The following is a 23,677-nucleotide window of genomic DNA, read 5'->3' on the forward strand; positions in this document are numbered from 1 at the left end:
ATCAGATAGTAACAATAATTTGATAGCCCAATCGGCAAATCAAGATACTGACTAAAATCAGGAATAAAATACGGATGAATCCGCTACCGTATTTTAAAGCCAAACGCACGCCCAATAATGAACCTGCAATATTTGCAACTGCCATCATCAATCCCAACGCTATCAATACATGTCCGGTCGGGATAAAGAAACTAAGCGCAGCAAGATTAGTCATGAAATTACCAATCTTCGATAATGCCGACGCATGCAAAAAATCAACTTGAAGAAAACGAATAAAAAAGAAAATAAAGAAGCTGCCCGTGCCAGGTCCAAAGATGCCATCATAGAATCCAATTGCAAGACTCCCAAGAGCAGCAAAGATTAGTAACTGAGGCGTGACCTGTTGATCAACATGGACTTGCCCAAATTGCTTCTTCATCAAGGTATAAATCGCAATCACGATCAACATGATTAAGACTATTGGGCGGAGCACTTGAGTGGGTACCATCGATACACAAGCTGCACCTACAAACGAGCTAATAAAAGCAAAAACTGCAATCACTGCGAGCAGTGACCACTTTAATTTGACTCGTCGGACGAAGGAAAATGCAGCTGAGCCTGTGCCACAAATCGATGCAATCTTATTGGTTCCAAAAATGGTAGCGGGTGCAGTTTGAGGTAACGCACTCATCAGCGCAGGGATCTGAATAAGTCCACCACCACCGACAGCAGCATCAATTGTTCCTGCACAAAAGGCAAAGAACACGAGACTCAGTATCAGCTCCCACTCCATAAAAACAACCTTATAAATTCAATAAACGTTTTGGTACTAAGCGCTTTTTATCTGTAATCTCAGCTAAACCGAGGCAACGTTCACCATCAAAAACCAAAACTTCAGCGACTGCTTCATGATCTATGTTACTTTCTTGACCATTACCGAAATATTTCTCACGACCTTCAGGAAGTTGAACTCTAGGAAAATGTGCAACAGGAGAAAATACAGGTAACAATAATGCATCGCGTTGTTCTTGAGACAGGCTTTCTAAGTATTCAATCGTATAGCTCGGATCAATCTCAAAATGACCAGTTTGAGTACGATGTAGCTTTGTTAAATGTCCACCACACCCTAAAGCTTCGCCAATATCCTCGCCCAAAACCCGAATATAAGTTCCTTTTGAGCAAGTGACATCTAAGGTTAGACTATCCTCACTAAACTCAATTAGCTTCAATTCATAGATCGTGACTGGACGAGCCTCACGCTCAATTTCAATCCCTTTACGCGCCAGCTCGTATAAAGGACGCCCATCACGCTTTAAAGCTGAATACATCGGTGGAACTTGCTGAATATCGCCACGGAATTGCTCAAGTACCGCTTCTATCTTCTCTTGATTTAAGGCAGGCACATCACGCTCTTGTAATACATCCCCCTCAACATCGCCTGTTGAAGTGGTTTGTCCAAGCTTGACCGTAGTTTGATAACGCTTGGTTGAATCCAATAGATAATGAGAAAATTTTGTCGCCTCGCCTAAACAAATTGGCAATAGTCCTGTTGCCAATGGATCAAGCGCACCGGTATGCCCTGCTTTCTGTGCATTAAACAGACGACGCACTTTTTGTAATGCAGAATTAGAACTTAAACCCAAAGGTTTATTTAATAAGAAAACACCACTCAAATGGCGATACGAACTTTTTTTCATAATAAAAAGTCAAAGCATAAACATGCATTTTATCAAAATCAGGACTGAGATTATAAAAAGATAGCTTTTAAAAATCTCACTAGCATAAAAAAATGCGCCAATTGGCGCATTTTTTTGCTTTACAACAAAGTTAAAATTAACCTTGTTTACGAGCTGGTAACTTTTCACGAATACGTGCAGCTTTACCAGACAACTCGCGTAGGTAGTAAAGTTTAGCACGACGAACGTCACCACGACGTTTCACTTCGATTTTAGCAACGATTGGAGAGTGAGTTTGGAAAACACGCTCAACACCAACACCGCTAGAGATTTTACGAACTGTGAAAGCAGAGTTTAAACCACGGTTTTTCTTCGCGATTACAACACCTTCAAATGCTTGAAGACGCTCACGGTCACCCTCTTTTACTTTAACTTGGACAATTACTGTGTCACCAGGAGCAAAAGCAGGGATATCAGTTTTTAACTGTGCATTTTCAACAGCTTGAACTAAAGGATGTTTACCACTCATTGTGGAATCTCCAATATGTGCGGGAGAGAAGAGGTCTCTTACACCGCTGAGGATAGAGGCTAAAGCGCATATCGCTCGTTTAACTTTCCCTTTAAAACAGAATGTCTTAAAGAGCCTATTATTTAACTTAAACTAGGTTTAAGCCATAACTCGAAGCAATGCTTCTCGTTGGGTGCAAAGACAAACTGATACCAGTTTAATCTTTGGAATTTTTTAACCATTTAATTTGCTGCTTGGTCAACTCTACTTTTTCTACCAATTCTGGTCGACGATCTAAAGTTCGTTGATAACGCTGCAAAAAGCGCCATTTCTCAATATTGGCATGGTGTCCTGATTTGAGTACCTCAGGCACATCTAGCCCTTCAAAATGATCAGGCTTGGTATACTGTGGGCAGTCCAACAGACCATCCACAAAAGAATCTTGTATTGCAGACTGCTCGTCTGACATGACATTCGGCAAACGACGAATAACAGTATCGAGCAATACCATTGCAGGCAGTTCACCACCTGAAAGCACATAATCCCCAATTGACCATTCTTGATCAACATAATGCTGGATTAAACGCTCATCGACCCCTTCATAGCGACCACACAATACAATCAAACCATCATAATCAACGAATTGCTGTACTGCCTGTTCATTTAAGGTCTGTCCTTGCGGTGACATATACACCACAGGAACATTGGCACATCCTGCTTGCACTGCTAGTTGTTTGGCATGTGTAATTGCTTTTGCTAACGGCTCAGCCATCATTACCATACCAGGACCACCACCAAATGGACGCTCATCCACTCGTTTGTAGTTGCCCTCTGCAAAATCTCGTGGGTTAATGCAAGTGACTTGCACAATATCCCGCTTTGTTGCACGTCCGCTAATCCCGTACGCTGTAATCGCTTCAAACATTTCAGGAAACAATGTGATGACTGCAAAAAACACCGCAGACTCCTTCTTTATTTTCCTGCTGCACTACTTTCCCCAAAAGGATTAGTAGTCTACGCCCCAATTGACGTAAATACGACCAGCGTCAAGCTCAACGCGTTGCACCACATCTTTATGCCAAGGAATCATTCGCTCTTCGGCATCAATGCTATCTGCAGTTGCTTTAACAACCATGACATCATTGGCACCTGTTTCAAAAAGCTCGTAGATTTGACCAAGATTGACTTCTTGCTCATCTTCACTCAAACCTAACACAGTTAGACCTTTAAGATCAGACCAGTAATACTCATCTACATCTGCTTTTGGAAGCTGCGATTTAGCAATCCAGATATTTGCACCGACTAAGCTTTCTGCACCAGTGCGATCACTCACACCTTTTAATGCAACAACTAAGCCTTTGCCATGTGGTTTCCAACGTTTTACATCAATGGTTTGCCAACCAGCCTTGGTCTCGATGTACCAAGGAAGGTAGTCAAACATATTACTCATAGGTTCAGTGTTTGAGTAAACCCAGAGCCACCCATTCAATCCATAAGCTGAACGTAACTGTCCAATCTGAATACGATCTTCGGGAACATTCTGTGCTAGTGTCATGGGCTATCTACTACAATTATGCAGTAGCTGCAGCTTTTTTAGCTTGAGCAGCTAAAGAAGCAACACGTTCTGAAGGTTGAGCACCTTGAGAAACCCAGTGTGCAAAACGGTCAGCGTCTAAACGGATTTTTTCAGCTTTACCTTGTGCAGTTGGGTTAAAGAAACCAATACGTTCGATGAAACGACCGTCACGTGCGTTACGGCTATCAGTTACAACGATTTGATAGAATGGACGTTTTTTTGCACCACCGCGCGCTAAACGAATAACAACCATGAGAACAACCTTATAGTTTTTACGGATTATCCCTGCGTCGACCACCGACAGCACTTCAAACCCCTTTAATAGAGGGCGGTATTTTACGTTAATTTTATGCTGAAAGGAAGAATAATTTAGTTTTATCCACAGTTTTGAATTCTATAGAGACTCAACCAGTTCTATATAAGGAAATTTTCTTTTATTCTTATCAAATATTTAAATACTACGCTATACCACTTAATGAGATTAAGTGGTATTCAAAAAATCAAACTTTAAGGTTTTATTAACGTCCATTCCAGTTTGATGTATTTGATAACGAACATCCGGATGCCCCTTTAGCCCAAAATTTTTGACCTTGGTCATTTAAACAAATGATTCCATTATTCCTTTGTGAGCTTGAAGAAATTGGTGTTGCTGTTAGAACCCAAGATGAAGTTGTTAATGATGTAAAGGCGAGTGTATATAGGGCACCTCCCTGTTTAGGGCTAGTTGTCGAACCATAAATTGATAAAATATTATTTCTACTGGTATCAGTAGAAAGATAACTACTATTTGCCAACCTTCTAGATTCCATTATTTGAGCAATATTAGTCATTTCTGCTTGAACATCTGCACGATGCGTCCTTTGTAAATATTGCAAATAAGAAGGATAAGCTACAATCGCAATAATTCCCATAATTGCAACTACAACCATCAATTCAATTAATGAAAAGCCATTCCGAGTATACATCACCAATTCTCCGCCCCGCCTCCACATGTAGAATACGTAATATTAGCACTTGTTGTATTTTTACAGCGTATCCCCACATTTGTAATTAAAAATGAAAAATTTCGAGCATCAGAACTAACAGCCTTAATCGCCCAATTTTGACCTATAGAAGCAGGGTTAGTTAAGAGTAAACTAGAATTATCACCATCAACAATCGTTAATGTATACTTAATTTCTGCTCCAGTCGCCTCTAATGGTAAGGTCAATGTTTGAGTTCCAGTATTGAAAGGAACAACTCCTGAAGCATTATATAAATAACGTGGATTAAAACCCTTATAGCTAAAATTCTTTGATTTATGCCTCTCTAATTGGTCAGCTAGCTTTAACATTTCTTGTTGAGCAGCTGTAGCATTTGCACGGCGAGCATAAGCTTGATAGCTTGGCATAGCTATCGCTGCCAATAATGCGATAACCATCAAAACCAGCATCAGCTCAATCAAGGTAAAACCTTGATTGAAAAACAATTTATTAGAATATTTTTGCATAGAATATCCTTTTAGCGATAACGCTCATACCAACGAGTCTGAACTAAACGACTAGTACATTGCCACTCACCAGTTCCTTGCGTATTACCCGCCATCGTCAACTTACCACAACTTCCAGGCGTGCTATCTGGTTTTGGTACAAAGGTAATACCTCGAATACCAGCACCAATTACATTGTCATTGCATTCAGAGACTCCAGCAGGACAACCCGTGGTTTTTGTTTGAAAACCACTTTTCATTTCCAAGGCAGTATTTAAAGTTCCATTTGTGTTTAAACAAGCTCCATATGGTAAACAGAATCTTTGCCAATCTGTCTCACCGATAACTCGAGGTTTACATGGATCTTGCTGTACAATCCCAGTTCCTTGAGGATCATATACAGGAACTAATAGATTATTAGTAATAGCAATTGGTTCTTCTTCAAATGCCTTCATTCCACCTTTAATTCTGAAAGATCCATCTGCTTTTTCTATGTTGTTGATAGTCGTCGCACTTGAGCTTTTACTAGACAGAGAACGATACCACCCGGCCCTACCAATTCCAGATGTTGGAAAGAACAAAGATGCAACTGTCTCGCCTGTAGCTAAAACTTGAGGGTTCTTTTTAAAATCAGCACGAGTTTTATTCTGTGACTCTAAAGTTGGTGTGCCTGAGATTAAATCTGGACGTATAAAATCACGATCAATTATACCGTAGATATTATTTACTGGTCGGTCTGACAAAGCATTTGCAGGGCTCATACCTTCACGCCCTTGAATCGGATAAACATCTAAAGGAGTACTACGATCCCCAGATGCAATACCTAATAATATAAATGTATTTACACCCTCATCATGAATTGTCACCGTTGGTTGAACATAAAAACGAGGCGCTTTTGCTCCAGTATAATCATTACCAGGATCATTTGTAGTATCGTTTGTTGCAAGATTCGCTAAACGCACAACTCGCTTACCAAATCCACCTGTCGCCGTTGCATTATTATTAAAATCAGCTCTAAAAACCTGCCCACCCAAATCACCAAAGTAAATATGATCAATCAAACCATCAGCATCACGATCTAAAGTACTTATGCGACTTACAATACTATGTTTCATATATTGTTTGCCATCTGTTGCTGTTGAGCTATAAGTTGCTGACCAAATTAATGCACCAGTTTTAGCATTAATCATATAGACGGCATTACCTTTCGCCTTAGTTCGTGTAGAGCAAGTACTATCATCCCCTGACGATGCCAAAGTAAATGAAGGACTTTCATAGCATTCATCATATCCTCCTCCAACAATCATTACACGCGTAATATTATTACCATAACGAATATTAGCTAGGACAGGTTTAGACCAAGTTTGCCCTAAGCGATCAAAGCCAGACGTTGAACTATCAACTCTAAACAGTAATTTGGGACTACTAGGATTCAATACGTTTAAACCATAATAGCTACTACCACCCATTCTCATTCCTCCATAAATATTCATCTGTCTAGCAGTGACACTTGATGTAACGGTTGAGCCTGAAGTAGTGGAAGTAATATTATATGTTGGATCTGCAACCCAAGATCCATCAACACCATGTATAGGTGAGTTTAAGCCTGTTTGCCCTATGACTAAGGCTTTGGACTTAGTCGTATCATTTAAGATCTCAGCAGGGACAAAAACCATTTGCTCTTCACCCGATGCAGCATCAACAAGATGTAAACCACCTTCCATCGAACCGTATAAAATCGATTGTTTACGGGCACTCGTTAAATTTCCTTGAGCATCCAATCTACCAGAATAAGTTAATTGCACAGGCATAGAATGAATACTTCCACCCATTGATAAATAAGGTGCATCTTGCGCAGAGAGCGTTGATGGAAGCGTATTTGCTGTAATATCTGTACTATAGCCTAGATAATTTAACAACTTGAGCTTAATTGATACTGGAAAATCTTTAAGAATATTTTGTCCAGTTGAAGCATTGAATTTACTTAAAACATGAGTGCCCACACTTGAAACACTTGCAAAAGCTGCTGTTGGTTGTTCAGGAATTTGCAGTAATGCTGTACCAGATGAGCTACCAGTTGAAGCAGTTAATATTGCATTATTCGTATCTACTGATGAAACATCAGTGAATAGATTACGAAGTTTCTGAGAAGCTGCATAAGCATATTTTATAATATTCCCCCCAGAACTAACCTCTGCTTGGCCATTATATGGTAATGGAACTTTAGAATAAGCCCCTCCTAGGAAAACTTTACCGCCGTCATTATAGCTCGAACTATTCCAATAATCTTTGGTTCCAGCATTAAACGCACCTGCTGCATCATAAACTAGGCCGCCAGTATCACCTCTAAACGCCCCAACATTAACTCCAGACAGGGTTACACTATACCTTTTAAGATTTCCTCTCCATGTAAGAAAGCTATGTGCAGGATCTGGTTCCAATGCTCTCAAATAACCATATTCAGAAAGGTTACTTGGATTGAGAGCATCATAAGGTACAGAGATTTGTCCCGTCGTTAACGGGTCGAGTGGAGCTGCCCCCAAATTATTAATAAATTGAACAACACTTTCCGTCACGCCATCTGCTGTTTGTGTCGGGAAAAATCCCCCATTCCCCCACCCTGGAGCTGTTACAGCATTAGTTGCCTGATTTGGTGAGCACGCATCATCTCCAGTTCTATCACTCTGCGTACGAGAACTCATCTTACAAGCATTAACAGCATCACTTGTACTTAGATTATTTAATGCCGCACCAAAACCGACAAAAGCAGTTTGAATAGAAACATTGGCTGGGTTGGTAGCATTCGTCGAGTTACTTTGGACAGTTCCACCATTGAATAGCTCTTTAGCAAAGTTACTCATATAGTCCCAGTCAGTCCCACCACTTAGACCACCACTACTGCTAAAAGAATTCCTATTCAGGGCTTGTGCCATAACTGATGAACTAGCATTAGATGTAGGTACACCATCAGATAGAATGTAGACACCTTGACCATCACAACTCTGACGATTTGCTACAGCAGGTAAGGGAGATAAATATGTCGTATAATTTGTATTAGGATCCTTAGAGGACTGTACAGATTTATTAAAACCACTATAAGTGCTGCTGCCTGTAACTAATTTGTTTTCATATACACATGTGCCACTTTGCCCACCAATATAACAGTTGGTATCATATGTAGAGGTTGTAGGATTTGTTGTAGAATCACTACTCCATGCTGTACAACTGTCCACTGTATACGTGGTATCTGTACAATATTTATAATTAGGTGTACTGGACGTTGTATATACATAATCATAATAATACCTATTTCCACCACTAGTATCCCAATCCATACCATTGACAGCACTACTACTCACGGTACTAGTAGATGTACAACCCGAAGTTGTAGTCGTTCCAACTGTGCCATTACATCTATAGTAAGTTGAATTCCAACCACTACCTACTCGTCGATAATAATAAACTTTCGTCGCAGTAGTAGGATAATATTTAAAATATAAGGGAATACTTCGAGTACTCGAGCTTACTGTGCTTGTTCCCATTAAATAAGCAGCAGCTTCAGCAAAAGCGTTTGCAGTTGGTGTGCCACCACTAGCAGCAAGACCTGCCACCGCTGTTTTTAAGGCAGTTCTCTGACTTGAACCAACAGCCCCAAGATCAGCAGCAGGCACTAGAATTTCCCCACTATTGCCATCACCACTAGTCCCACTACTGTATGTAGAAAAATGCCCTAAGCCTACACTAACTCTATTAAAGTTAGGATTATCCGTTTCTAGGAATCTGAATACACCATCCTTTAAACGTGTTAAACGATCATAACAACGATAACTGTTATCGGACTGCTTCTCACAGCCAGAACCATCAGTTGCTTTTACTCTAGTATTTGTTGTATTTGAAGAAACGGGACAATAATAGCGTCGATAGCTAGGCGTAGTTGATGAATTAGAATAGGTTACTGTACAACTAGTAATATTATAATCATCTGGGATACCATAAGTATAATTCCCACCAGAGGATTGAGTAGATATTGTCGGCCCCATAGAACCAGATGTATCCAACATCATTACAATAGTTTTTTTGCCAGCTGTAGGAACAGCATAGATCTGTAAATCACTCGCTTCAACAACTGAGGTTGTCATCAACCAAGTCATAACTAAAGAACTTGAGCAGATGGCATACCACAACTTATTTCTTCTAAACTTTTCCAAATTTTTATTCATGGCATTTCTCCTCAGCTTCCCGGAGCAACTGTTTCAGTCAATTGATTAATATAATTAAATTCTTGCACTTGAGTGCTAAATGGTACGCCCTTATCAACTAGGCATTTTGCTAAGGTATACTCATTTCCAGCCGCTAAAGTTGCAGTTAGATCGTCACTAATTTTTGCACTAGAAGAACTTAGACAATCCGATTGGATAGAAGACGCTGTACTGCTTGAATAAGCTGGTAAAATTGCCGTAGTGGTTACCCTAACTCGTTGTGTAGAGGTCATACTTTTTGGAAGTTGAGTTCCATCAGACACATTAATTCCTCTTGGTAAATTAGAACCAGGCGTACTATTAATAGCATTTGTAGGAACACTTACTGCAACTTGAGTAACTACTGCTGGGCGGTTACTACCAAAATTTGAAGTTAAATCACAAAATCCAACAACACCACCAGCTTCAACAGTTGCATTATTTCCACTACCACGTTTAATTAAGCTTGCATCAATAGTTTGAGCAAAAGAAACCGTTGTCGATGTAGGTTTAAGACAAAAAATATACTCCCCACCTGGATTACTTTCATTTTCCTTAAGCGCAGCACCTATTACATTCCCTATATTCGTAACGGTTGTTGGATCAAAATTGTTAAACCAAGCAAGAGGTGTATCTGATGATTGAAAATTTAATTGGTTTACTTGGCTATTAGTTGCAACACTCAAAGAAACAATAGCCACACGCACAGCTAAAATTCCAACCACAATAATTATGAGTAGAATAATCATGACTACAATTAATGTTGCACCCTGCTGACGCTTTATATGTAACTCGTTCCTGTTCGAAAGGCTCATAAGACATCTCCCATTCCATTACGCAATGCAACTGTTGAGCTATATACTCGGCGTTGGAAACGTGTAGTCGTATTAGATGGAGTCGCCGTATTATCCAACATGAAAAATGGCTGCGAAGGATCAATTGCATTATTTTGAGCATTATTTGCAGAACGAATTAACATGGATATCTGTAAAGATAATATTCTGGTTGAAACATTAACATCTGTCACAACTGATCCAGAAGTTGTTGCTACTGTATTTGCACGGGCTGAGTCTGAAGCAGATCGATACTGTGGAATCGTGTAATAAGCAAACTGATCACTAGTAGAACTTGTAATCGTTGATGGTGTTGTAGAAGTGTTTGTCGTCTTGATAGTAGTTGTAGTTTTCGCACCAATTAATACATGGAAATGATCAACTCTAGGAATAATAATTTGCCCAGCATCACCCAACCCAGTGATAGGCATTGGAGTAATAACTCCAGTCGTAGCATCTGGAGTTATTCTAGCAGCAGCTGCTGCTGCCACATCTGCTGTACTTGTTAATGGCGTATTCGCATCGCAAGCAAGTGCATAGTCAGTTGAAGCCCCATTTGCATCAGGTCTCAAAAAATACCGCTGTACCACCAAATCTCCAACCAAGACATTTGCACCTTCGCAATTAACCATATTCTCTGGAGCAAAAAATTGAATCGTGAGTTGATCGCTTACTGGATTAGAAATAGTTGAACCTTGTCTATTTTTTAGAGTTACTTGTGTTAGTCCTTTCCAATAATTATTAGTTGAAGATACAGTATCACCCTGTCCACGACTTAACAGAGCAGAATCAATATATGTAGTCGCTCCAACTTTAGGTACAAAATTTGCATTTTGATTTGTGGCTGTTGAACCAGTCAAAATAACTCCTCCATAGGGAGTTCTATCATCCAACTTCAAATTAGTTAAATTTTCTTGGTTTGCAAAACGAATATCTCTAATTACATAATCCACACCAAAAATTCCACTATCCTGAATTTCAGCATTGGCCTGTTGTAATCGACTTGACAATATTCCACCAGTAAACAGCTGGACTGCTGCCGCAACGACAATAAGCCCCAAAACTAGAGCCACCATTAATTCAATTATTGTAAAACCAGCATTCCTATTAATCGATATATTATTCATCTTAATAGGCCTCCATCATTAGACAAGATGCCCCATTCACATACACACCATCATTTCCCATACAACTTGAAACATCAGCAGAAGTGGTAGCAGAACTACCACTTCCTGTGGTTACAATCACTGGTTGTGTCTTACCCCAAAAGGCGTAAATACATTGTCTACGCATAGTCATCGTAGCAGTAACCCCTGGACAATTATCCATAGTTAGATGTATTCCTAATTGATTTGCATTTCTTGCTGTTTGATAAGCGTCGAATTGTGCAACCTGATTAAGCGAACAAGCAGAATCAAAACAGTTTGTTGGTGATGGTGTCGTTGCATCAAAACCTGAATAACTACGGACAAAAACAGGATAATTATTTATTTGAGTTTTATTAACACGCATGTTTTCAGCCAGCGCTCTCATAATTACCATAGCCTGTGACTTTTGCATCGCTTCCGCTGATGCATCAAAAGCACGTAGTTGCAAAGCAACGTAACCCAATACACCTATTGCTAATAACAATAAAGCAACTAGAACTTCCATAAGTCCCACACCTCTTTGTTTTTTAATTATCATCAGCATGTTCCTTCTGGTTTTATAACGTAAGTCCCCAATCTCGTTACAACTATAGTCTTCTGAATTTTTACCTTAGCGTTACAAAGAGTAAGTGTTCTATCCCCTGCTATATTTGAAATTAAACCATTCGAATTGAATATAAAAGTGGAGGCCGTTACTGTCGGGGAAATGGATAAAGTTGTGTTATTTATTACATTCCAATTCAAGCTCGTTAATGTATTCACACTATTAGACGCAAGATTTACGCTAACATCAGAGCGATTTAGAATGGCCTGACTTTTAGCTTGAGATAAAGCAAGTAATAATTCTCTAGCATTCTGATCATATCGTCTTTTCTCCATCAAATTAGCCATTGACGGAGCTGCCATAATGGATACCACAGCTATTACTGCTATTGTCACCACCAACTCTACTAAGGTGAATCCCCGATTTTTCCCCATCGCTCCACACCCAAGAAAAACTTTTACTTATACTAATAATAAACTCATATCCTACATAACCAATACAAAGTAGATAAGTAACATAAAAAAACGGATGGAGTGCACTCCATCCGTTTCAAGTTCACATTTTTCTTTAAAAATTAGGCTTGTATCACCTGTATACGCAACTCTTTTGGTAGACTAAAAGTAATATTTTCCTCTGTACCTTGTAACTCTTTTGGAGGAGTTGCCCCCCAGTCTTGTAAACGCTGAATCACTTGTTTAATTAGTATTTCAGGCGCTGATGCCCCAGCTGTCACACCAATCTTACTATCCTGCTGAAACCACACTTTTTCAAGCTGATCAGCATTGTCTACTAAATATGCAGATTTTCCCATACGCTCAGCAAGTTCGCGCAAACGATTTGAATTAGATGAATTTGGAGAGCCAACGACAAGCACTACATCACATTGTTCAGCCAAATCACGCACAGCATCTTGGCGATTCTGAGTGGCATAGCAAATATCATCTTTGCGTGGCCCTTGAATCTTGGGGAACTTAGCTCTTAACGCATCAATAACCTTTGCAGTATCATCGATTGAAAGCGTTGTTTGGGTAACAAAAGCCACCTTTTCAGGGTGTCTAATCACTAACTCATCAACATCTTGCTCATCTTCAACCAAATAAATCTGACCACCTTGAGACTTATCATATTGCCCCATTGTCCCTTCAACTTCAGGGTGTCCCTCATGACCAATCAGAATAGCTTCAGTTCCTTCACGAGCATATTTAGTCACTTCGATATGAACTTTAGTGACCAATGGACAGGTTGCATCAAATACTTTTAAACCACGACTCTCAGCTTCTTGCTGTACTGCTTTAGAAACGCCATGTGCGCTAAAAATCACAATAGAGTCATCTGGTACTTGATCTAATTCATCAACGAAAACTGCACCACGCTGACGTAAGTCATCAACTACAAACTTATTGTGAACCACCTCATGCCGAACATAAATCGGTGGATTAAAACATTCCAATGCCCGATTGACGATCGCTATAGCACGGTCAACACCAGCACAAAAACCTCGTGGATTGGCCAACACGATTTCCATAACATCCTCTCTCATGATCTGAATATTTACACCAAACTATTTCGTTTAATGGTGCGCTACACTACAATAGCCAAGATATTTTATCATATCAGGAAAAATATCATGTCGGGTCTATTGTTTGTCGTTTCTGCTGCCTCAGGAACAGGCAAAACATCTTTGGTTAAAGCCCTACTCGATCGAGTCAGCAATTTACACGTTTCTGTCTCACATACAACACGCGATCAACGTCCTGGTGAACTCGATGGTGTACATTATCATTTTACCAGCAAAGAAACATTTTTAGCTCAAGTTGAACAAGGTGGTTTTATCGAATACGCAGAAGTATTTGGAAATTACTACGGTACATCGCAAGCTAAAGTAAAAGAACAGCTTCAACAAGGTCATGACGTTTTATTAGAGATTGATTGGCAAGGTGCAGAGCAAGTTCGCAGACTTTTTCCTGAATCAAAACAAATTTTTATCCTCCCACCAACACAATATGATTTAAGACAACGTCTATCTAATCGTGGCACAGATTCAGTGGATGTGATTGAACATCGCCTTAGTTGTGCAGTGGAAGATATGCGTCATTTTTCTAATTTTGATTATGTCATCATCAATGATGATTTCAACAAAGCAGTACATGATCTAGAAGCAATCATCACTGCAAACCGCTTAGTTACTTTACAACAAAGCACTCGCCATCAACAGTTGATCGAAAACTTAATTACCCTCAATCGCGAATAACTTGAGTCTTGGATAAAAGCCTTTTATACTATTTAGTCTTTCAAATGTGATGTTCAAACGAGACAACTTATGGCACGTGTAACCGTTGAAGATTGTTTAGACCATGTAGATAACCGCTTCGAGTTAGTACTGGTAGCGAGTAAACGTGCACGTCAATTAGCACGTCAAGGTATGGAACCAACTGTTGAGTGGGATAATGATAAACCAACCGTGGTTGCATTACGTGAAATCGCAGTGGGTCATGTCACTAAAGATATTTTGAAACAACGTGATCAAGACTACCAAACTTCAAATCTTGATATGGTATTGTCTACAAACTCTCTAAATTTAGAAGGCTTTACTTTTTAAGTAAAACAACCTTTACTTAGAAGCCCATTGTGAAGACACTGGGCTTTTTTGTTTATTGAAAAATTCGGGCTTATATTGGTAAAAACAATATACTTCATTGAAAAAATTTACGATTTTTCATAACGAACAAATTGACAAGTTTATCAATATGCTTTTCATTAGAAGTTAAGCTACTCATTACTGAATTCATGTTATAAAAGGTGTTTTTTATGCCAGGCGAAGAGGTCAGCCAAGCCAAGCAACAACTTAAAGTTATCGTTGATGCCTATCTAAAAGATAGTGACGTTCAACAAGTGCTTGCTGCCTGCGATTTCGCTGATTTGGCACATAGTGGCATTACCCGTAAGAGTGGTGAACCCTATGTATTACATCCTATTGCCGTCAGTTGTATCTTGGCCCATATGCGTCTCGATGCTGACACACTTATGGCGGCTTTATTACATGATGTGATCGAAGATACTGAATTTACCAAAGATGAAATCGGTGAAAAATTTGGAATTGTTGTTGCCGAACTTGTTGATGGTGTAACTAAACTTAGCCATTCAAGTGATAAGGAATATAACAAAGCGGCATCTTTTCGAAAAATTCTTCAAGCGACCCTACAAGATCCGCGTGTCATTATTATTAAATTAGCAGATCGCTATCACAATATGACGACGCTTGATGCATTGCGCCCAGATAAACGTGCGCGCATCGCCCAAGAAACCTTTGATATCTTTGTACCAATGGCTCGTCTCGTTGGTATGAATGAGATGGCCGACAATTTAGAACATCTTTGCTATCAAAATCTTGATTTAGATATGTTTAATGATGTTCAGTCAGCATTATTAGAAACAAAGCCTAAACGCTGTGAGTACCAAGCTGTTTGGGAGCAGAAACTCTCAGATTTACTCGATACTTACGACATTAAAGGCCGCATTAAAAAGAAAAATAACAATATTGAATTGCTGCGCCACTTTGTGAAAAATGAAATTGATTTAAACGAACTCAGCCATAGCCATGCTTTCGAAATCATTCTACAAAGTATTGCTGACTGTGACCGTTTAGTTGAAGCACTTAAAGCTAATTTTCAAGTATTACAATATAAAGATTATATTCGTCGCCCTTTACCGGGTGGCAATCAATCATTAATGATCAAATTAAAAGGTGAGAAAACTACGCTTTCCCTCACCATTCAGACAGAGCTGATGCGAAAAGCCGCTCGTTTTGGTGTGGTACTCGGTGAAAATGCACCGCAAGCTTGTCGATCAGCGATTCAAGCCTCAATGCAGAATTTAAACACTTTAATTGATAGTGATTGTGCAAAAACCACCTTTAGCGATCTATTAGATTATTTACACCAAGAGAAGATTTGGGTTTATACACCACATGGTCAACTTCACGAGTTACCCCAAGGTGCAACAGTTGTAGATTTCGCATATTCGGCAAGCTTATTTTTAGGCAACCACGCTGTCGGTGCTAAAATTGATGGTGAAATTCGCCCTCTTTCAACACCATTGCATAGTGGACAAGTGGTTGAGATTATTACAGATGTTCTCGCAACACCTAACCCAGATTGGCTGAGCTTTATCAATACACAAAAAGCACGACGCGCGTTACAAAATATGTTGCGAGATCAGGATATTGAAGAGCAGCGTTTGGTTGGACAACAGGCATTGAATCGAGCATTAAAATTATTTAATCGTTCCATTAATGATCTCTCTCCAGCAGACTGGATCAATGTCCTCGAATGGCGTCATTTAAGTAGTAAAGATACCTTATTCGAGCAAATTGCAGTAGGTGATTTATTACCTCAACTCGTTGCTAACCATCTGTTTGCACAAGATTATCATTCAAATCATCACGAGACATCTGAGCGTTTAATTTTAGGTACAGATGGTGTTGATGTAAAATATGCACATTGTTGCAATCCAGTCTTAGGTGATCCAATCCAAGGGCATCTTTCTCGTCGTGGATTAATTGTACATCGCTCACGTTGCCGCAACTTATTGCATGAACAACACCTTCACCCTGAAAATATAATGCCACTGCACTGGCAAGCAGAAGAAGTCGATGATGTACGTTTCAGTGCATATCTATGCATTCATATGGCAATGAATGATGAACAAATATCAGATTTAATTTACCAGTGCCGTAAAGCAAAGACTGGTGTCGAAATGGTCGAATCCCAAGATCAAAAAACCTATGTCAATATTGTTGTGAGCAATCGAAATCAAATCGCTCAAATCATTCGTGATTTACGTATGCATTTTGGTTTTCCGCGAATCGAACGTCTCAATATGCCAATTGTGCAAGCAGATGTCGCCAAAGCCTGATAACACTGCCTATTGTTTAGAGATTTATCACTTTTATATCAAATGTATAATTTTTAAAATTCACTTAAATCAAGAGCGACTAAACAGTATTCAACAGTTCCGTGATAACACTTTTGTGTTAAAGTCTCTTTGTTTCGAGATAAAAAGGACATAGGAGAGCTTAATGTCACGTCAAGTCATTCATACTGAACACGCCCCTGCTGCTATTGGAACTTATTCACAAGCAATTTTAGTTGGCAACACGCTCTACCTTTCTGGCCAAATCGGCTTAGATCCTTATAGTATGGAACTTGTTGATGGGATTGAAGCACAGATTCGTCGTGTATTTGATAACCTCAAAGCTGTATGTACTGCCGCAGGTGGCAGTCTAGCGGACATTGCTAAGCTCAATATTTTTCTTACAGACTTATCTCATTTCCAGCTTGTTAACCAAATTATGGGCGAATACTTTGCGCAACCTTACCCTGCTCGAGCTGCTCTTGGTGTTGCAAGCTTGCCTAAAGGCGCTTTGGTAGAAATGGATGGTATCGTTATCATTCCATAATTTATCATTTAAAACCAAATATATAAATTCAAAACCCATTTATAAAATACCAGTACCTCCTGAACAAAAATCCAACGACAACTCGGATTTCCACTCAAGAGGTATTTTTTTATCCAAATTCTCAATAAGAATAAATCAGCTATTGGAATGAAATTCATTGACAAACGATAACAATTATCAATAATATCAATTATCGCATTTATATTTGTAGATCACTCCCATGTACGTGTGTTTATGCCGTGGAATTACAGATCAAGATATCAAAGACGCTGTTGCAAATGGCGCTGAGAGCTATCGTGAAATTCGCGACTTACTCGACTTAGGAACATGCTGTGGTCGTTGTGCTCCAGAAGCACGCGCAATTATTAGCGATGAATTAGCTGAAATTGCTGCTCGCATATCAATCGCAGCTTAACCGAATATTTCTCTACACTGTTACGACTCCACCGCTTTCAATAGATCTTAGGTTCTACAGTGAAGCGGTTTTTTATGATCATTAAAACCACTCCATCAATTACTGTCCAGTCTTCATCTTTCTGATTGTGATTTTCATTTGCCGTTCTATAAATTACTCGCAAGATTATAATTTGTTGATTAAGATAATATAAATTGTCTTAGTGAATAAGGCATCATTTGGTGGATATGGAGTAAGTGTAATGAAAGGCAATCGTGAAGTTATTAATCAACTGAATCAGGTGCTTTATCACCATTTAACTGCAATTAACCAATACTTCTTACACTCACGCATGTTTAATGACTGGGGAATTGAACAATTAGGTTCTGCGGAATACAAAGAGTCTATTCGCCAAATGAAACACGCGGATAAAATTATTGAACGTATTCTCTTCTTAGAAGGACTACCAAACCTACAGCATTTAGGTAAGCTCTATATAGGACAACACACTGAAGAAGTTTTAAATTGTGATATTCGCAAAGTAAAAGAGAATATAGAGGCATTAAAGCAAGCTGTTGAACTATCAGAAACACAACAAGACTATGTAACTCGCGATTTAGTTCAAGAAATTCTAGAGAAAGAAGAAGAATACTGGGATTGGTTAGACACTCAATTAGATCTTATTGAGAATGTTGGTATTGAAAACTACATCCAAAGCCAAATTTAATAAAAAAGCCCTTTTTTGAAAGGGCTTTTTTATTTCTAGCGACTATTTAATTCAACAATTTCCGCTAAACTAATTTTCTGCTTATATAACCGCTGTAAGACCAATAAATATCGCTCAGCCTCTTCAGCTTTCTGATTATATGCAAGGAGTTGAGCATACTTCTTCAGGTTGTATGGAGTCGCTTTATTTTTTACCATTTCACCCAGTAGACTCAAGTCATGTTCCGACATTTTAGTTTTAGGATTCAAAGCAATCCAATCTAATCGTTTGTGAAACTGTGTCAGAATCAAGATTTTTGAACTACCCAAAATTTCTTCTGTTGGCTGCTTACCTTTAAAGACCAGTCGACTGTTGTCTTGGAAAAGCTTGTAGTCTCTCCAAATCAAAAGAAAAACAACCAGCGCCATCAACCCAATACAACGGATCACATTTTGATTGAGCACAATACTTTTTAGATTTGGTGTTTGAGCTTGCACCAAACCTAATAGAAAACCTAAAGGTAATAAAAAATAAGCATAACGCTGAGGAAATTCCAGTAGAGCATGGATTAAGATTGCACTTACCATGAGTAATGCAATGATAGACGTCATATCTTTTGCATTTTTACTCAGCCAAAACAGCCACAATGCTACATATGTAATGATCAAAAGACCAAGCGGCACCCCATTCCATACCAGCAGATCTAATAAAACATTGTGCGCACTATTAAACCAGACTTGAACGGTATTAAATTGAATACTTTCGACTACTGCTATACTTGTTTGGTTCCAACCATAGCCCAATAAAGGCCTCTCAGCAATCGCGTGCAGAATTTGCATCCACATCCCTAAACGTTCATGCCCAGAACCAGCGCGTTGAGCAATTGACGCTGTCTGCGTAACGCCAGTATCAAGACTTGAAGTCAAAATCTGTGTAAATAAAGGCAACACATATGCAGCCAAGACGAAATAAAAAGCTGTCCATAGCAATAATTTAGGAAAATTAAATCGTGGTGAATTTCGATATTGTTTATAAATCCAATATAAGAAGAAGAAAATGCATACGATCCAAGATGTTCTAGATTGAGTAAGAACAGTTGCAAAAAGAATGATGCTACTTATTGGGATGAGCAGCCATAATGTCAGTTTTCTCTTTTCATATAAGTACAAAGCTCCCATTAATCCGATAATTAAAAAAGTAGCTAAATTATTAGGCTGGCCAAAATTTGCATAAGGGCGACTCCCCCTCAACCCCATTACTACATCGAAATGGCTTTCAAGGTTTAGCCATTGCAAGATTGCCATAATGGAACTTATAAAAGATATACTGAACAATAAATAGCTTGCACCGAGCATGATTCTTTCACGCTGTTCTGATTGCAAAGATAAGTTATATCCAATAACGATCATCAACCAAAATATGAATAGATATGAAAAGCTTAGGAGTGCAACACTAAAATCAGTAATTAACCCGAAGCCACATTGAACTAAAGGGATAAAAGTAAGCACCAGTATCAGAATTTGAGGGCGAGCAATTTTTATATTTTTATTAAGAAATATAGTAATTAGTGCCAGACTAGCGCCAAAACTCGCCAACTCACTCGAGAACGTCACCCAAGGATAAGTGTGAAATGGCGAGAGCCAAGCAAAACCAAACAGCACCACTGCGAGTAATAGACACAAAATTTGCATATCGTGATAGAAACTGAAATATTCTCTGAATAATATACAAATAAACTGACTAAATTGCTCTTAGTCGAAAAAAATCTTTAGATATCTAATCTTTTAAAAATGAAAAAAGGCAACTTTTTTATAATAAACATTATAGTTCTCCATATTTTAGGAGCATAGATTATACTTTTCTCTTTTTCGACACCCACAACTATCATCTTTGCAACATCATCCACAGAAGCTAATTTTTCTCCTTGATTTACCAAATGCTGAGTCATTGACGTTGCTGTCGGGCCAGGCTTTATAAGACTGATGCTAATATCTTGTTTTAACAATGCAATCTTGTGTTGAAGTCCTTCAGTATAGGTTGAAATAAATGCCTTTGTTGCACCATATAAATAATTTGCTTTACGCCCACGATCACCAGCCACAGAGCTAAAAACACCAATTTTCCCGCTATTTTGAAGTGCCATTCTGTTATAAATAGTATCTAAACACAGCGCCACAGATCCGCAGTTAATATCGATCAAATCAATTATTTGATCAGGTGTCAAGTTACTCTCATCGTGATACATATGACCCTGCACAATCAAAGCAATATCAATTTTTGTCCTCTCAAATTCATTTACCAAAATTTGCTTAAACTTCTCCAACTGACCAAAATCCAAACTAATTTGATGCAGCACAATATTAGGATAACGAACATGTAAGTCATTACACAAATCCTTTGACTTTAAAGCATTTCTAGAAATTAATATAAATTCTAGAGACTCTTCTAGAACACACCATTGCCTAATACAAGCTTGAGCAATCGAGGACGTCGCCCCAACAATCAAAACAGTTTTCATCCATTTACTCCCCAAATAACCTTAATGCCATATCAGAACTTAATGCTGGATCTCTTAGTTTTTTAAATTCAGTTGCTTCTGGATACATCTTTTCAAATAGCTCTTTGCTCATTCTAGCATCCTTAGCTAAATACAATCGACCTCCAGCTTTCAATACAACCTTATCTAATAAATCGAATAATTCTAAAGTTTTCGTACCTAGATTTGGAAAATCCAATGCCAAAGTGATTCCTTCAATTGGAAAACTCAACAACCCCTCACTTCTAACATTACCAAAAACCTTAAGAACCACCAAAAAGGAACCTTGTTGTGCTACTTGTAATAATTCCAAAATTTCTTCAATCGCACATGCCGCCGCCCCAAGTGGGATAACACACTGATATTGATAAAAACCCTTTCTTCCATATAACACGTTCCAGTTTTCAATATTGTCTAACGGATACTGGAAATCATAAAAGTGCTGCAAATAACTACCACCTTGTTTCTTTGCATTTACAAAATAATAAAATTGGTTGAATAGTTTCAAAGATGCTTTATTAATTAATGAGATAGGTGGCAAAAATGGGATCTTTTTGGGGTCACTTTTATTAGCAATACATGGTTTAGATGTCTCAAGATGGTTTGCTCTAATAAAAACTCCTCTAAAATTTTTTCCACTAAGACAGTCAATCCAAGAAACTGTATACTCCCAATCATCTGCAGATTCTTTATTTAAATTTAGAAACTCCGTTACTCCCTTAAATGATTTGTATTCAACATTGAGATAAGGGGAAACCACTGGCATGAGTCTAATTTTTGCAGAAACAATAATCCCTGTTAATCCTATACCACCTATAGTTGCATAGAAAATCTCTTTATTTGTTTGCCTAGTACAAATCAATAACTCGCCAGAGGATCTCAACAACTCTATTTCCAATACATGATGACCAAAGTTTCCTCTTATATGATGATTTTTACCATGTACATCATTGGCTATCGCACCACCTACGGTAATTAATTGAGTACCAGGAGTGACTGGCAACATCCATCCTTTTGATATAAAAACATCCTGAATATCCTTTAAAAGAATGCCTGCCTCGCAGGTCAAGATCCCACTGGCAGGATCAAAGCTTCTAAAAAAATTTAGAATTGAAGTTTTTACAATTACTTGGTTAGTATTTAAGCATACATCTCCATAGCTACGAGCACTTCCTTGAACTAAAAGTTTTTTATTATTCTTGAATATTCTTTTTAATGCATAACGATCCACAAGCTTTACTTGACAGTCGCTAGGATACAATCTCCCCCAACTCCATAACTTCATTATTTAACCCTCTCTTTTAGACGTAAAAACATATTTTTTATCTAAAAAGTACTTCGAAAGGTATCCTAATATCAATCCCAATCCCCCCCCTACATATTTCATAACATCAGTTCCCCAAATGTAATAAAAACTAAGTTCAAAGCCCCAAAAAATTAGAGTTGTAATTAACCCCATAACACTATATAGAAAAAAAAGTATAAAATTGTGGCCATGCGATTTAACTAAATATTTAAATATGTAGTGTTTATCTAAAAAGAATTTGATGATAAGCCCTGCTATGGTACCTAAAAAGATACTTAGCCATAACCTATAAGTTCCTAAATAAACTGTTAAAGTTAGCTCTTGTACTAAAAAATTAACAATCATTGCAATGAAAGCAAAAAGACTATAATAAATAACAAGTTTCATCTATACTTCTTGCTTACTAAATAAATTGATAAATTTTACATGGAATTTTTGGGGAAAACATCGAATGTCTTCAACTTTTTGGGGGCTTATTAAGCTTTGTAGGCCTAAGCAATGGATCAAAAATTTATTCGTACTCGCTCCGCTTCTTTTCGCAGGTTTATTTACAGATTTTAATAGCATAATTTCAGCGTTTACAGCTATGCTTCTCTTCTGTATTGCATCATCAGCAACCTATATCCTAAATGACTTAAAGGATATTGAAAAAGATCGACTGCATCCCAAAAAAAGTAAGACACGCCCATTAGCATCAGGTGCAGTGATACCTAAACAAGCTAAAATACTAATGTTTGCTTTTTATATCTTTTTAGCTATTTCTTCTTTTTTCTTTCCACTTATACTAGCTGTTATTGTAAGTTATTTACTTCTAAACTTTCTCTATTCACACTATTTAAAGCACCAACCTGTATTGGACATTTTTACTATAGCTATAGGTTTTGTACTTCGTGTATATGCTGGTGCCGTTGCAATTAATGTTCCTGTATCAAGCTGGATGTTTATTACGACACTATGCTTGGCTTTATATTTAGCATCTATTAAACGCCGTCAAGAATTAACAGCTCATGGCGTAACGAGTAGAAAATCCTTAGAAAGTTACTCTCTGTATTTATTAAATCGCTATGCAGAAATGTCCGCAATTGGTGCGCTTTTATTTTATAGTATCTTCGTTATGTCTGAACGACCTAAATTGGTAATTACAATCCCCTTAGTCATCTTTGGAATGTTCCGTTATTGGTATATTACTGATATACATAATGAAGGCGAATCTCCAACAGATGCAATCCTATCAGATAAGCAACTATTAATAACTGGAAGTCTATGGATTATCACTTGCATTTATGGGTTACTTCTTGCTAAATAAA

The 23,677-nt window shown here is 38.2% G+C and carries 25 protein-coding genes and 1 pseudogene; 7 read left to right on the plus strand and 19 right to left on the minus strand.

What is annotated here, in order from left to right; translation table 11 throughout:
- Window position 1: 1 nt before the first annotated feature.
- The 15 genes and pseudogenes from F959_RS04000 to ispH form a co-directional block, all read right to left on the minus strand.
- On the minus strand, window positions 2–772 hold the full coding sequence (locus F959_RS04000) for a sulfite exporter TauE/SafE family protein (protein ID WP_004877773.1): 771 nt from the start codon (window positions 770–772) through the stop codon (window positions 2–4).
- A 10-nt stretch (window positions 773–782) separates the two neighbouring features.
- Window positions 783–1,676 carry a tRNA pseudouridine(55) synthase TruB gene (truB, locus tag F959_RS04005; RefSeq protein WP_004877774.1) on the minus strand — a complete coding sequence of 298 codons (894 nt, stop codon included), beginning with the start codon at window positions 1,674–1,676 and terminating at the stop codon, window positions 783–785.
- Between the two features lie 136 nt (window positions 1,677–1,812).
- Complete coding sequence (gene rplS / locus F959_RS04010) at window positions 1,813–2,184, minus strand: 50S ribosomal protein L19 (protein WP_004660214.1); 372 nt, start codon at window positions 2,182–2,184, stop codon at window positions 1,813–1,815.
- A 196-nt stretch (window positions 2,185–2,380) separates the two neighbouring features.
- On the minus strand, window positions 2,381–3,121 hold the full coding sequence (trmD, locus tag F959_RS04015) for a tRNA (guanosine(37)-N1)-methyltransferase TrmD (protein WP_004877775.1): 741 nt from the start codon (window positions 3,119–3,121) through the stop codon (window positions 2,381–2,383).
- A gap of 48 nt (window positions 3,122–3,169) precedes the next feature.
- Window positions 3,170–3,718, minus strand: a complete 549-nt coding sequence (rimM, locus tag F959_RS04020) for a ribosome maturation factor RimM (RefSeq protein WP_004877776.1) — start codon at window positions 3,716–3,718, stop codon at window positions 3,170–3,172.
- Between the two features lie 16 nt (window positions 3,719–3,734).
- A complete protein-coding gene (rpsP, locus tag F959_RS04025; protein ID WP_004877778.1) occupies window positions 3,735–3,992 on the minus strand; it encodes a 30S ribosomal protein S16 in 258 nt (85 codons plus the stop codon).
- Window positions 3,993–4,257: 265 nt separating this feature from the next.
- Window positions 4,258–4,704 (minus strand): type IV pilin protein, encoded by a 447-nt coding sequence (locus tag F959_RS04030; RefSeq protein ID WP_004877779.1) that lies wholly within the window; start codon window positions 4,702–4,704, stop codon window positions 4,258–4,260.
- Window positions 4,704–5,228, minus strand: coding sequence for a type IV pilin protein (locus F959_RS04035; protein ID WP_004877781.1), 525 nt, complete (start codon window positions 5,226–5,228; stop codon window positions 4,704–4,706). The genes F959_RS04030 and F959_RS04035 overlap by 1 nt, the downstream gene beginning before the upstream one ends.
- Before the next feature lie 11 nt (window positions 5,229–5,239).
- Complete coding sequence (locus F959_RS04040; protein WP_407636524.1) at window positions 5,240–9,271, minus strand: pilus assembly protein; 4,032 nt, start codon at window positions 9,269–9,271, stop codon at window positions 5,240–5,242.
- Window positions 9,245–9,427: pseudogene (locus tag F959_RS16980) on the minus strand (hypothetical protein); the annotation flags it as partial. The pseudogene F959_RS16980 and the gene F959_RS04040, both read right to left, overlap by 27 nt.
- 11 nt (window positions 9,428–9,438) lie before the next feature.
- Window positions 9,439–10,260, minus strand: coding sequence for a PilX N-terminal domain-containing pilus assembly protein (locus tag F959_RS04045; protein WP_004877785.1), 822 nt, complete (start codon window positions 10,258–10,260; stop codon window positions 9,439–9,441).
- On the minus strand, window positions 10,257–11,405 hold the full coding sequence (locus F959_RS04050) for a PilW family protein (RefSeq protein WP_004877786.1): 1,149 nt from the start codon (window positions 11,403–11,405) through the stop codon (window positions 10,257–10,259). Before F959_RS04050 ends, F959_RS04045 begins: the two co-directional genes overlap by 4 nt.
- Before the next feature lies 1 nt (window position 11,406).
- Window positions 11,407–11,964 carry a type IV pilus modification protein PilV gene (gene pilV, locus F959_RS04055; RefSeq protein ID WP_007480684.1) on the minus strand — a complete coding sequence of 186 codons (558 nt, stop codon included), beginning with the start codon at window positions 11,962–11,964 and terminating at the stop codon, window positions 11,407–11,409.
- Window positions 11,964–12,404 carry a GspH/FimT family pseudopilin gene (locus F959_RS04060; protein ID WP_004877788.1) on the minus strand — a complete coding sequence of 147 codons (441 nt, stop codon included), beginning with the start codon at window positions 12,402–12,404 and terminating at the stop codon, window positions 11,964–11,966. Before F959_RS04060 ends, pilV begins: the two co-directional genes overlap by 1 nt.
- Window positions 12,405–12,544: 140 nt before the next feature.
- Window positions 12,545–13,495: a 4-hydroxy-3-methylbut-2-enyl diphosphate reductase gene (ispH, locus tag F959_RS04065; protein ID WP_004877789.1), complete on the minus strand. Its 951-nt coding sequence runs from the start codon at window positions 13,493–13,495 to the stop codon at window positions 12,545–12,547.
- Window positions 13,496–13,597: 102 nt separating this feature from the next.
- Here ispH and gmk point away from each other — a divergent pair, with 102 nt between their 5' ends.
- The 6 genes from gmk (at window position 13,598) to bfr (ending at window position 18,549) form a co-directional block, all read left to right on the plus strand.
- Window positions 13,598–14,221 (plus strand): guanylate kinase, encoded by a 624-nt coding sequence (gmk, locus tag F959_RS04070; protein ID WP_004877791.1) that lies wholly within the window; start codon window positions 13,598–13,600, stop codon window positions 14,219–14,221.
- Window positions 14,222–14,290: 69 nt separating this feature from the next.
- Complete coding sequence (gene rpoZ, locus F959_RS04075; protein WP_004877793.1) at window positions 14,291–14,569, plus strand: DNA-directed RNA polymerase subunit omega; 279 nt, start codon at window positions 14,291–14,293, stop codon at window positions 14,567–14,569.
- Between the two features lie 209 nt (window positions 14,570–14,778).
- A complete protein-coding gene (locus tag F959_RS04080; protein WP_004877796.1) occupies window positions 14,779–16,884 on the plus strand; it encodes a RelA/SpoT family protein in 2,106 nt (701 codons plus the stop codon).
- A 163-nt stretch (window positions 16,885–17,047) separates the two neighbouring features.
- Window positions 17,048–17,428 (plus strand): RidA family protein, encoded by a 381-nt coding sequence (locus F959_RS04085; RefSeq protein WP_004641286.1) that lies wholly within the window; start codon window positions 17,048–17,050, stop codon window positions 17,426–17,428.
- Between the two features lie 220 nt (window positions 17,429–17,648).
- Window positions 17,649–17,843: a bacterioferritin-associated ferredoxin gene (locus F959_RS04090; RefSeq protein WP_004776027.1), complete on the plus strand. Its 195-nt coding sequence runs from the start codon at window positions 17,649–17,651 to the stop codon at window positions 17,841–17,843.
- Between the two features lie 241 nt (window positions 17,844–18,084).
- Window positions 18,085–18,549, plus strand: coding sequence for a heteropolymeric bacterioferritin subunit Bfr (bfr, locus tag F959_RS04095; protein ID WP_004877797.1), 465 nt, complete (start codon window positions 18,085–18,087; stop codon window positions 18,547–18,549).
- A gap of 35 nt (window positions 18,550–18,584) precedes the next feature.
- Here bfr and F959_RS04100 read toward each other — a convergent pair whose 3' ends face one another.
- From F959_RS04100 to F959_RS04115, 4 genes are all read right to left on the minus strand, one after another.
- Window positions 18,585–20,219 carry a PglL family O-oligosaccharyltransferase gene (locus F959_RS04100; RefSeq protein WP_004877799.1) on the minus strand — a complete coding sequence of 545 codons (1,635 nt, stop codon included), beginning with the start codon at window positions 20,217–20,219 and terminating at the stop codon, window positions 18,585–18,587.
- Window positions 20,220–20,296: 77 nt separating this feature from the next.
- Window positions 20,297–21,046 carry an SDR family NAD(P)-dependent oxidoreductase gene (locus F959_RS04105; RefSeq protein WP_004877800.1) on the minus strand — a complete coding sequence of 250 codons (750 nt, stop codon included), beginning with the start codon at window positions 21,044–21,046 and terminating at the stop codon, window positions 20,297–20,299.
- Between the two features lie 4 nt (window positions 21,047–21,050).
- Window positions 21,051–22,349, minus strand: a complete 1,299-nt coding sequence (locus F959_RS04110) for an FAD-binding oxidoreductase (RefSeq protein WP_004877803.1) — start codon at window positions 22,347–22,349, stop codon at window positions 21,051–21,053.
- Between the two features lie 3 nt (window positions 22,350–22,352).
- Complete coding sequence (locus tag F959_RS04115; protein ID WP_004877804.1) at window positions 22,353–22,757, minus strand: GtrA family protein; 405 nt, start codon at window positions 22,755–22,757, stop codon at window positions 22,353–22,355.
- A 64-nt stretch (window positions 22,758–22,821) separates the two neighbouring features.
- On the opposite strand from F959_RS04115, the gene F959_RS04120 reads away from it, so the two are divergent.
- Window positions 22,822–23,676: a decaprenyl-phosphate phosphoribosyltransferase gene (locus F959_RS04120; protein WP_004877806.1), complete on the plus strand. Its 855-nt coding sequence runs from the start codon at window positions 22,822–22,824 to the stop codon at window positions 23,674–23,676.
- Window position 23,677 lies beyond the last annotated feature (1 nt).

The sequence above is a fragment of the Acinetobacter venetianus RAG-1 = CIP 110063 genome (assembly GCF_000368585.1).
Taxonomy (GTDB): Bacteria; Pseudomonadota; Gammaproteobacteria; order Pseudomonadales; family Moraxellaceae; genus Acinetobacter; species Acinetobacter venetianus.

Excerpts from the sequence above, each read along its gene's own strand:
- F959_RS04050 (WP_004877786.1), bottom strand. The coding sequence starts at position 11,405 with ATGAATAATATATCGATTAATAGGAATGCTGGTTTTACAATAATTGAA.
- F959_RS04090 (WP_004776027.1), top strand. The coding sequence starts at position 17,649 with ATGTACGTGTGTTTATGCCGTGGAATTACAGATCAAGATATCAAAGAC.
- F959_RS04030 (WP_004877779.1), bottom strand. The coding sequence starts at position 4,704 with ATGTATACTCGGAATGGCTTTTCATTAATTGAATTGATGGTTGTAGTT.
- F959_RS04040 (WP_407636524.1), bottom strand. The coding sequence starts at position 9,271 with ATGATGTTGGATACATCTGGTTCTATGGGGCCGACAATATCTACTCAA.
- F959_RS04035 (WP_004877781.1), bottom strand. The coding sequence starts at position 5,228 with ATGCAAAAATATTCTAATAAATTGTTTTTCAATCAAGGTTTTACCTTG.
- F959_RS04085 (WP_004641286.1), top strand. The coding sequence starts at position 17,048 with ATGTCACGTCAAGTCATTCATACTGAACACGCCCCTGCTGCTATTGGA.
- F959_RS04080 (WP_004877796.1), top strand. The coding sequence starts at position 14,779 with ATGCCAGGCGAAGAGGTCAGCCAAGCCAAGCAACAACTTAAAGTTATC.
- truB (WP_004877774.1), bottom strand. The coding sequence starts at position 1,676 with ATGAAAAAAAGTTCGTATCGCCATTTGAGTGGTGTTTTCTTATTAAAT.
- F959_RS04060 (WP_004877788.1), bottom strand. The coding sequence starts at position 12,404 with ATGGGGAAAAATCGGGGATTCACCTTAGTAGAGTTGGTGGTGACAATA.
- rplS (WP_004660214.1), bottom strand. The coding sequence starts at position 2,184 with ATGAGTGGTAAACATCCTTTAGTTCAAGCTGTTGAAAATGCACAGTTA.
- F959_RS04045 (WP_004877785.1), bottom strand. The coding sequence starts at position 10,260 with ATGAGCCTTTCGAACAGGAACGAGTTACATATAAAGCGTCAGCAGGGT.
- rimM (WP_004877776.1), bottom strand. The coding sequence starts at position 3,718 with ATGACACTAGCACAGAATGTTCCCGAAGATCGTATTCAGATTGGACAG.
- F959_RS04105 (WP_004877800.1), bottom strand. The coding sequence starts at position 21,046 with ATGAAAACTGTTTTGATTGTTGGGGCGACGTCCTCGATTGCTCAAGCT.
- F959_RS04110 (WP_004877803.1), bottom strand. The coding sequence starts at position 22,349 with ATGAAGTTATGGAGTTGGGGGAGATTGTATCCTAGCGACTGTCAAGTA.
- ispH (WP_004877789.1), bottom strand. The coding sequence starts at position 13,495 with ATGGAAATCGTGTTGGCCAATCCACGAGGTTTTTGTGCTGGTGTTGAC.
- F959_RS04120 (WP_004877806.1), top strand. The coding sequence starts at position 22,822 with ATGTCTTCAACTTTTTGGGGGCTTATTAAGCTTTGTAGGCCTAAGCAA.
- bfr (WP_004877797.1), top strand. The coding sequence starts at position 18,085 with ATGAAAGGCAATCGTGAAGTTATTAATCAACTGAATCAGGTGCTTTAT.
- F959_RS04000 (WP_004877773.1), bottom strand. The coding sequence starts at position 772 with ATGGAGTGGGAGCTGATACTGAGTCTCGTGTTCTTTGCCTTTTGTGCA.
- pilV (WP_007480684.1), bottom strand. The coding sequence starts at position 11,964 with ATGATAATTAAAAAACAAAGAGGTGTGGGACTTATGGAAGTTCTAGTT.
- F959_RS04100 (WP_004877799.1), bottom strand. The coding sequence starts at position 20,219 with ATGCAAATTTTGTGTCTATTACTCGCAGTGGTGCTGTTTGGTTTTGCT.
- rpoZ (WP_004877793.1), top strand. The coding sequence starts at position 14,291 with ATGGCACGTGTAACCGTTGAAGATTGTTTAGACCATGTAGATAACCGC.
- rpsP (WP_004877778.1), bottom strand. The coding sequence starts at position 3,992 with ATGGTTGTTATTCGTTTAGCGCGCGGTGGTGCAAAAAAACGTCCATTC.
- F959_RS04115 (WP_004877804.1), bottom strand. The coding sequence starts at position 22,757 with ATGAAACTTGTTATTTATTATAGTCTTTTTGCTTTCATTGCAATGATT.
- gmk (WP_004877791.1), top strand. The coding sequence starts at position 13,598 with ATGTCGGGTCTATTGTTTGTCGTTTCTGCTGCCTCAGGAACAGGCAAA.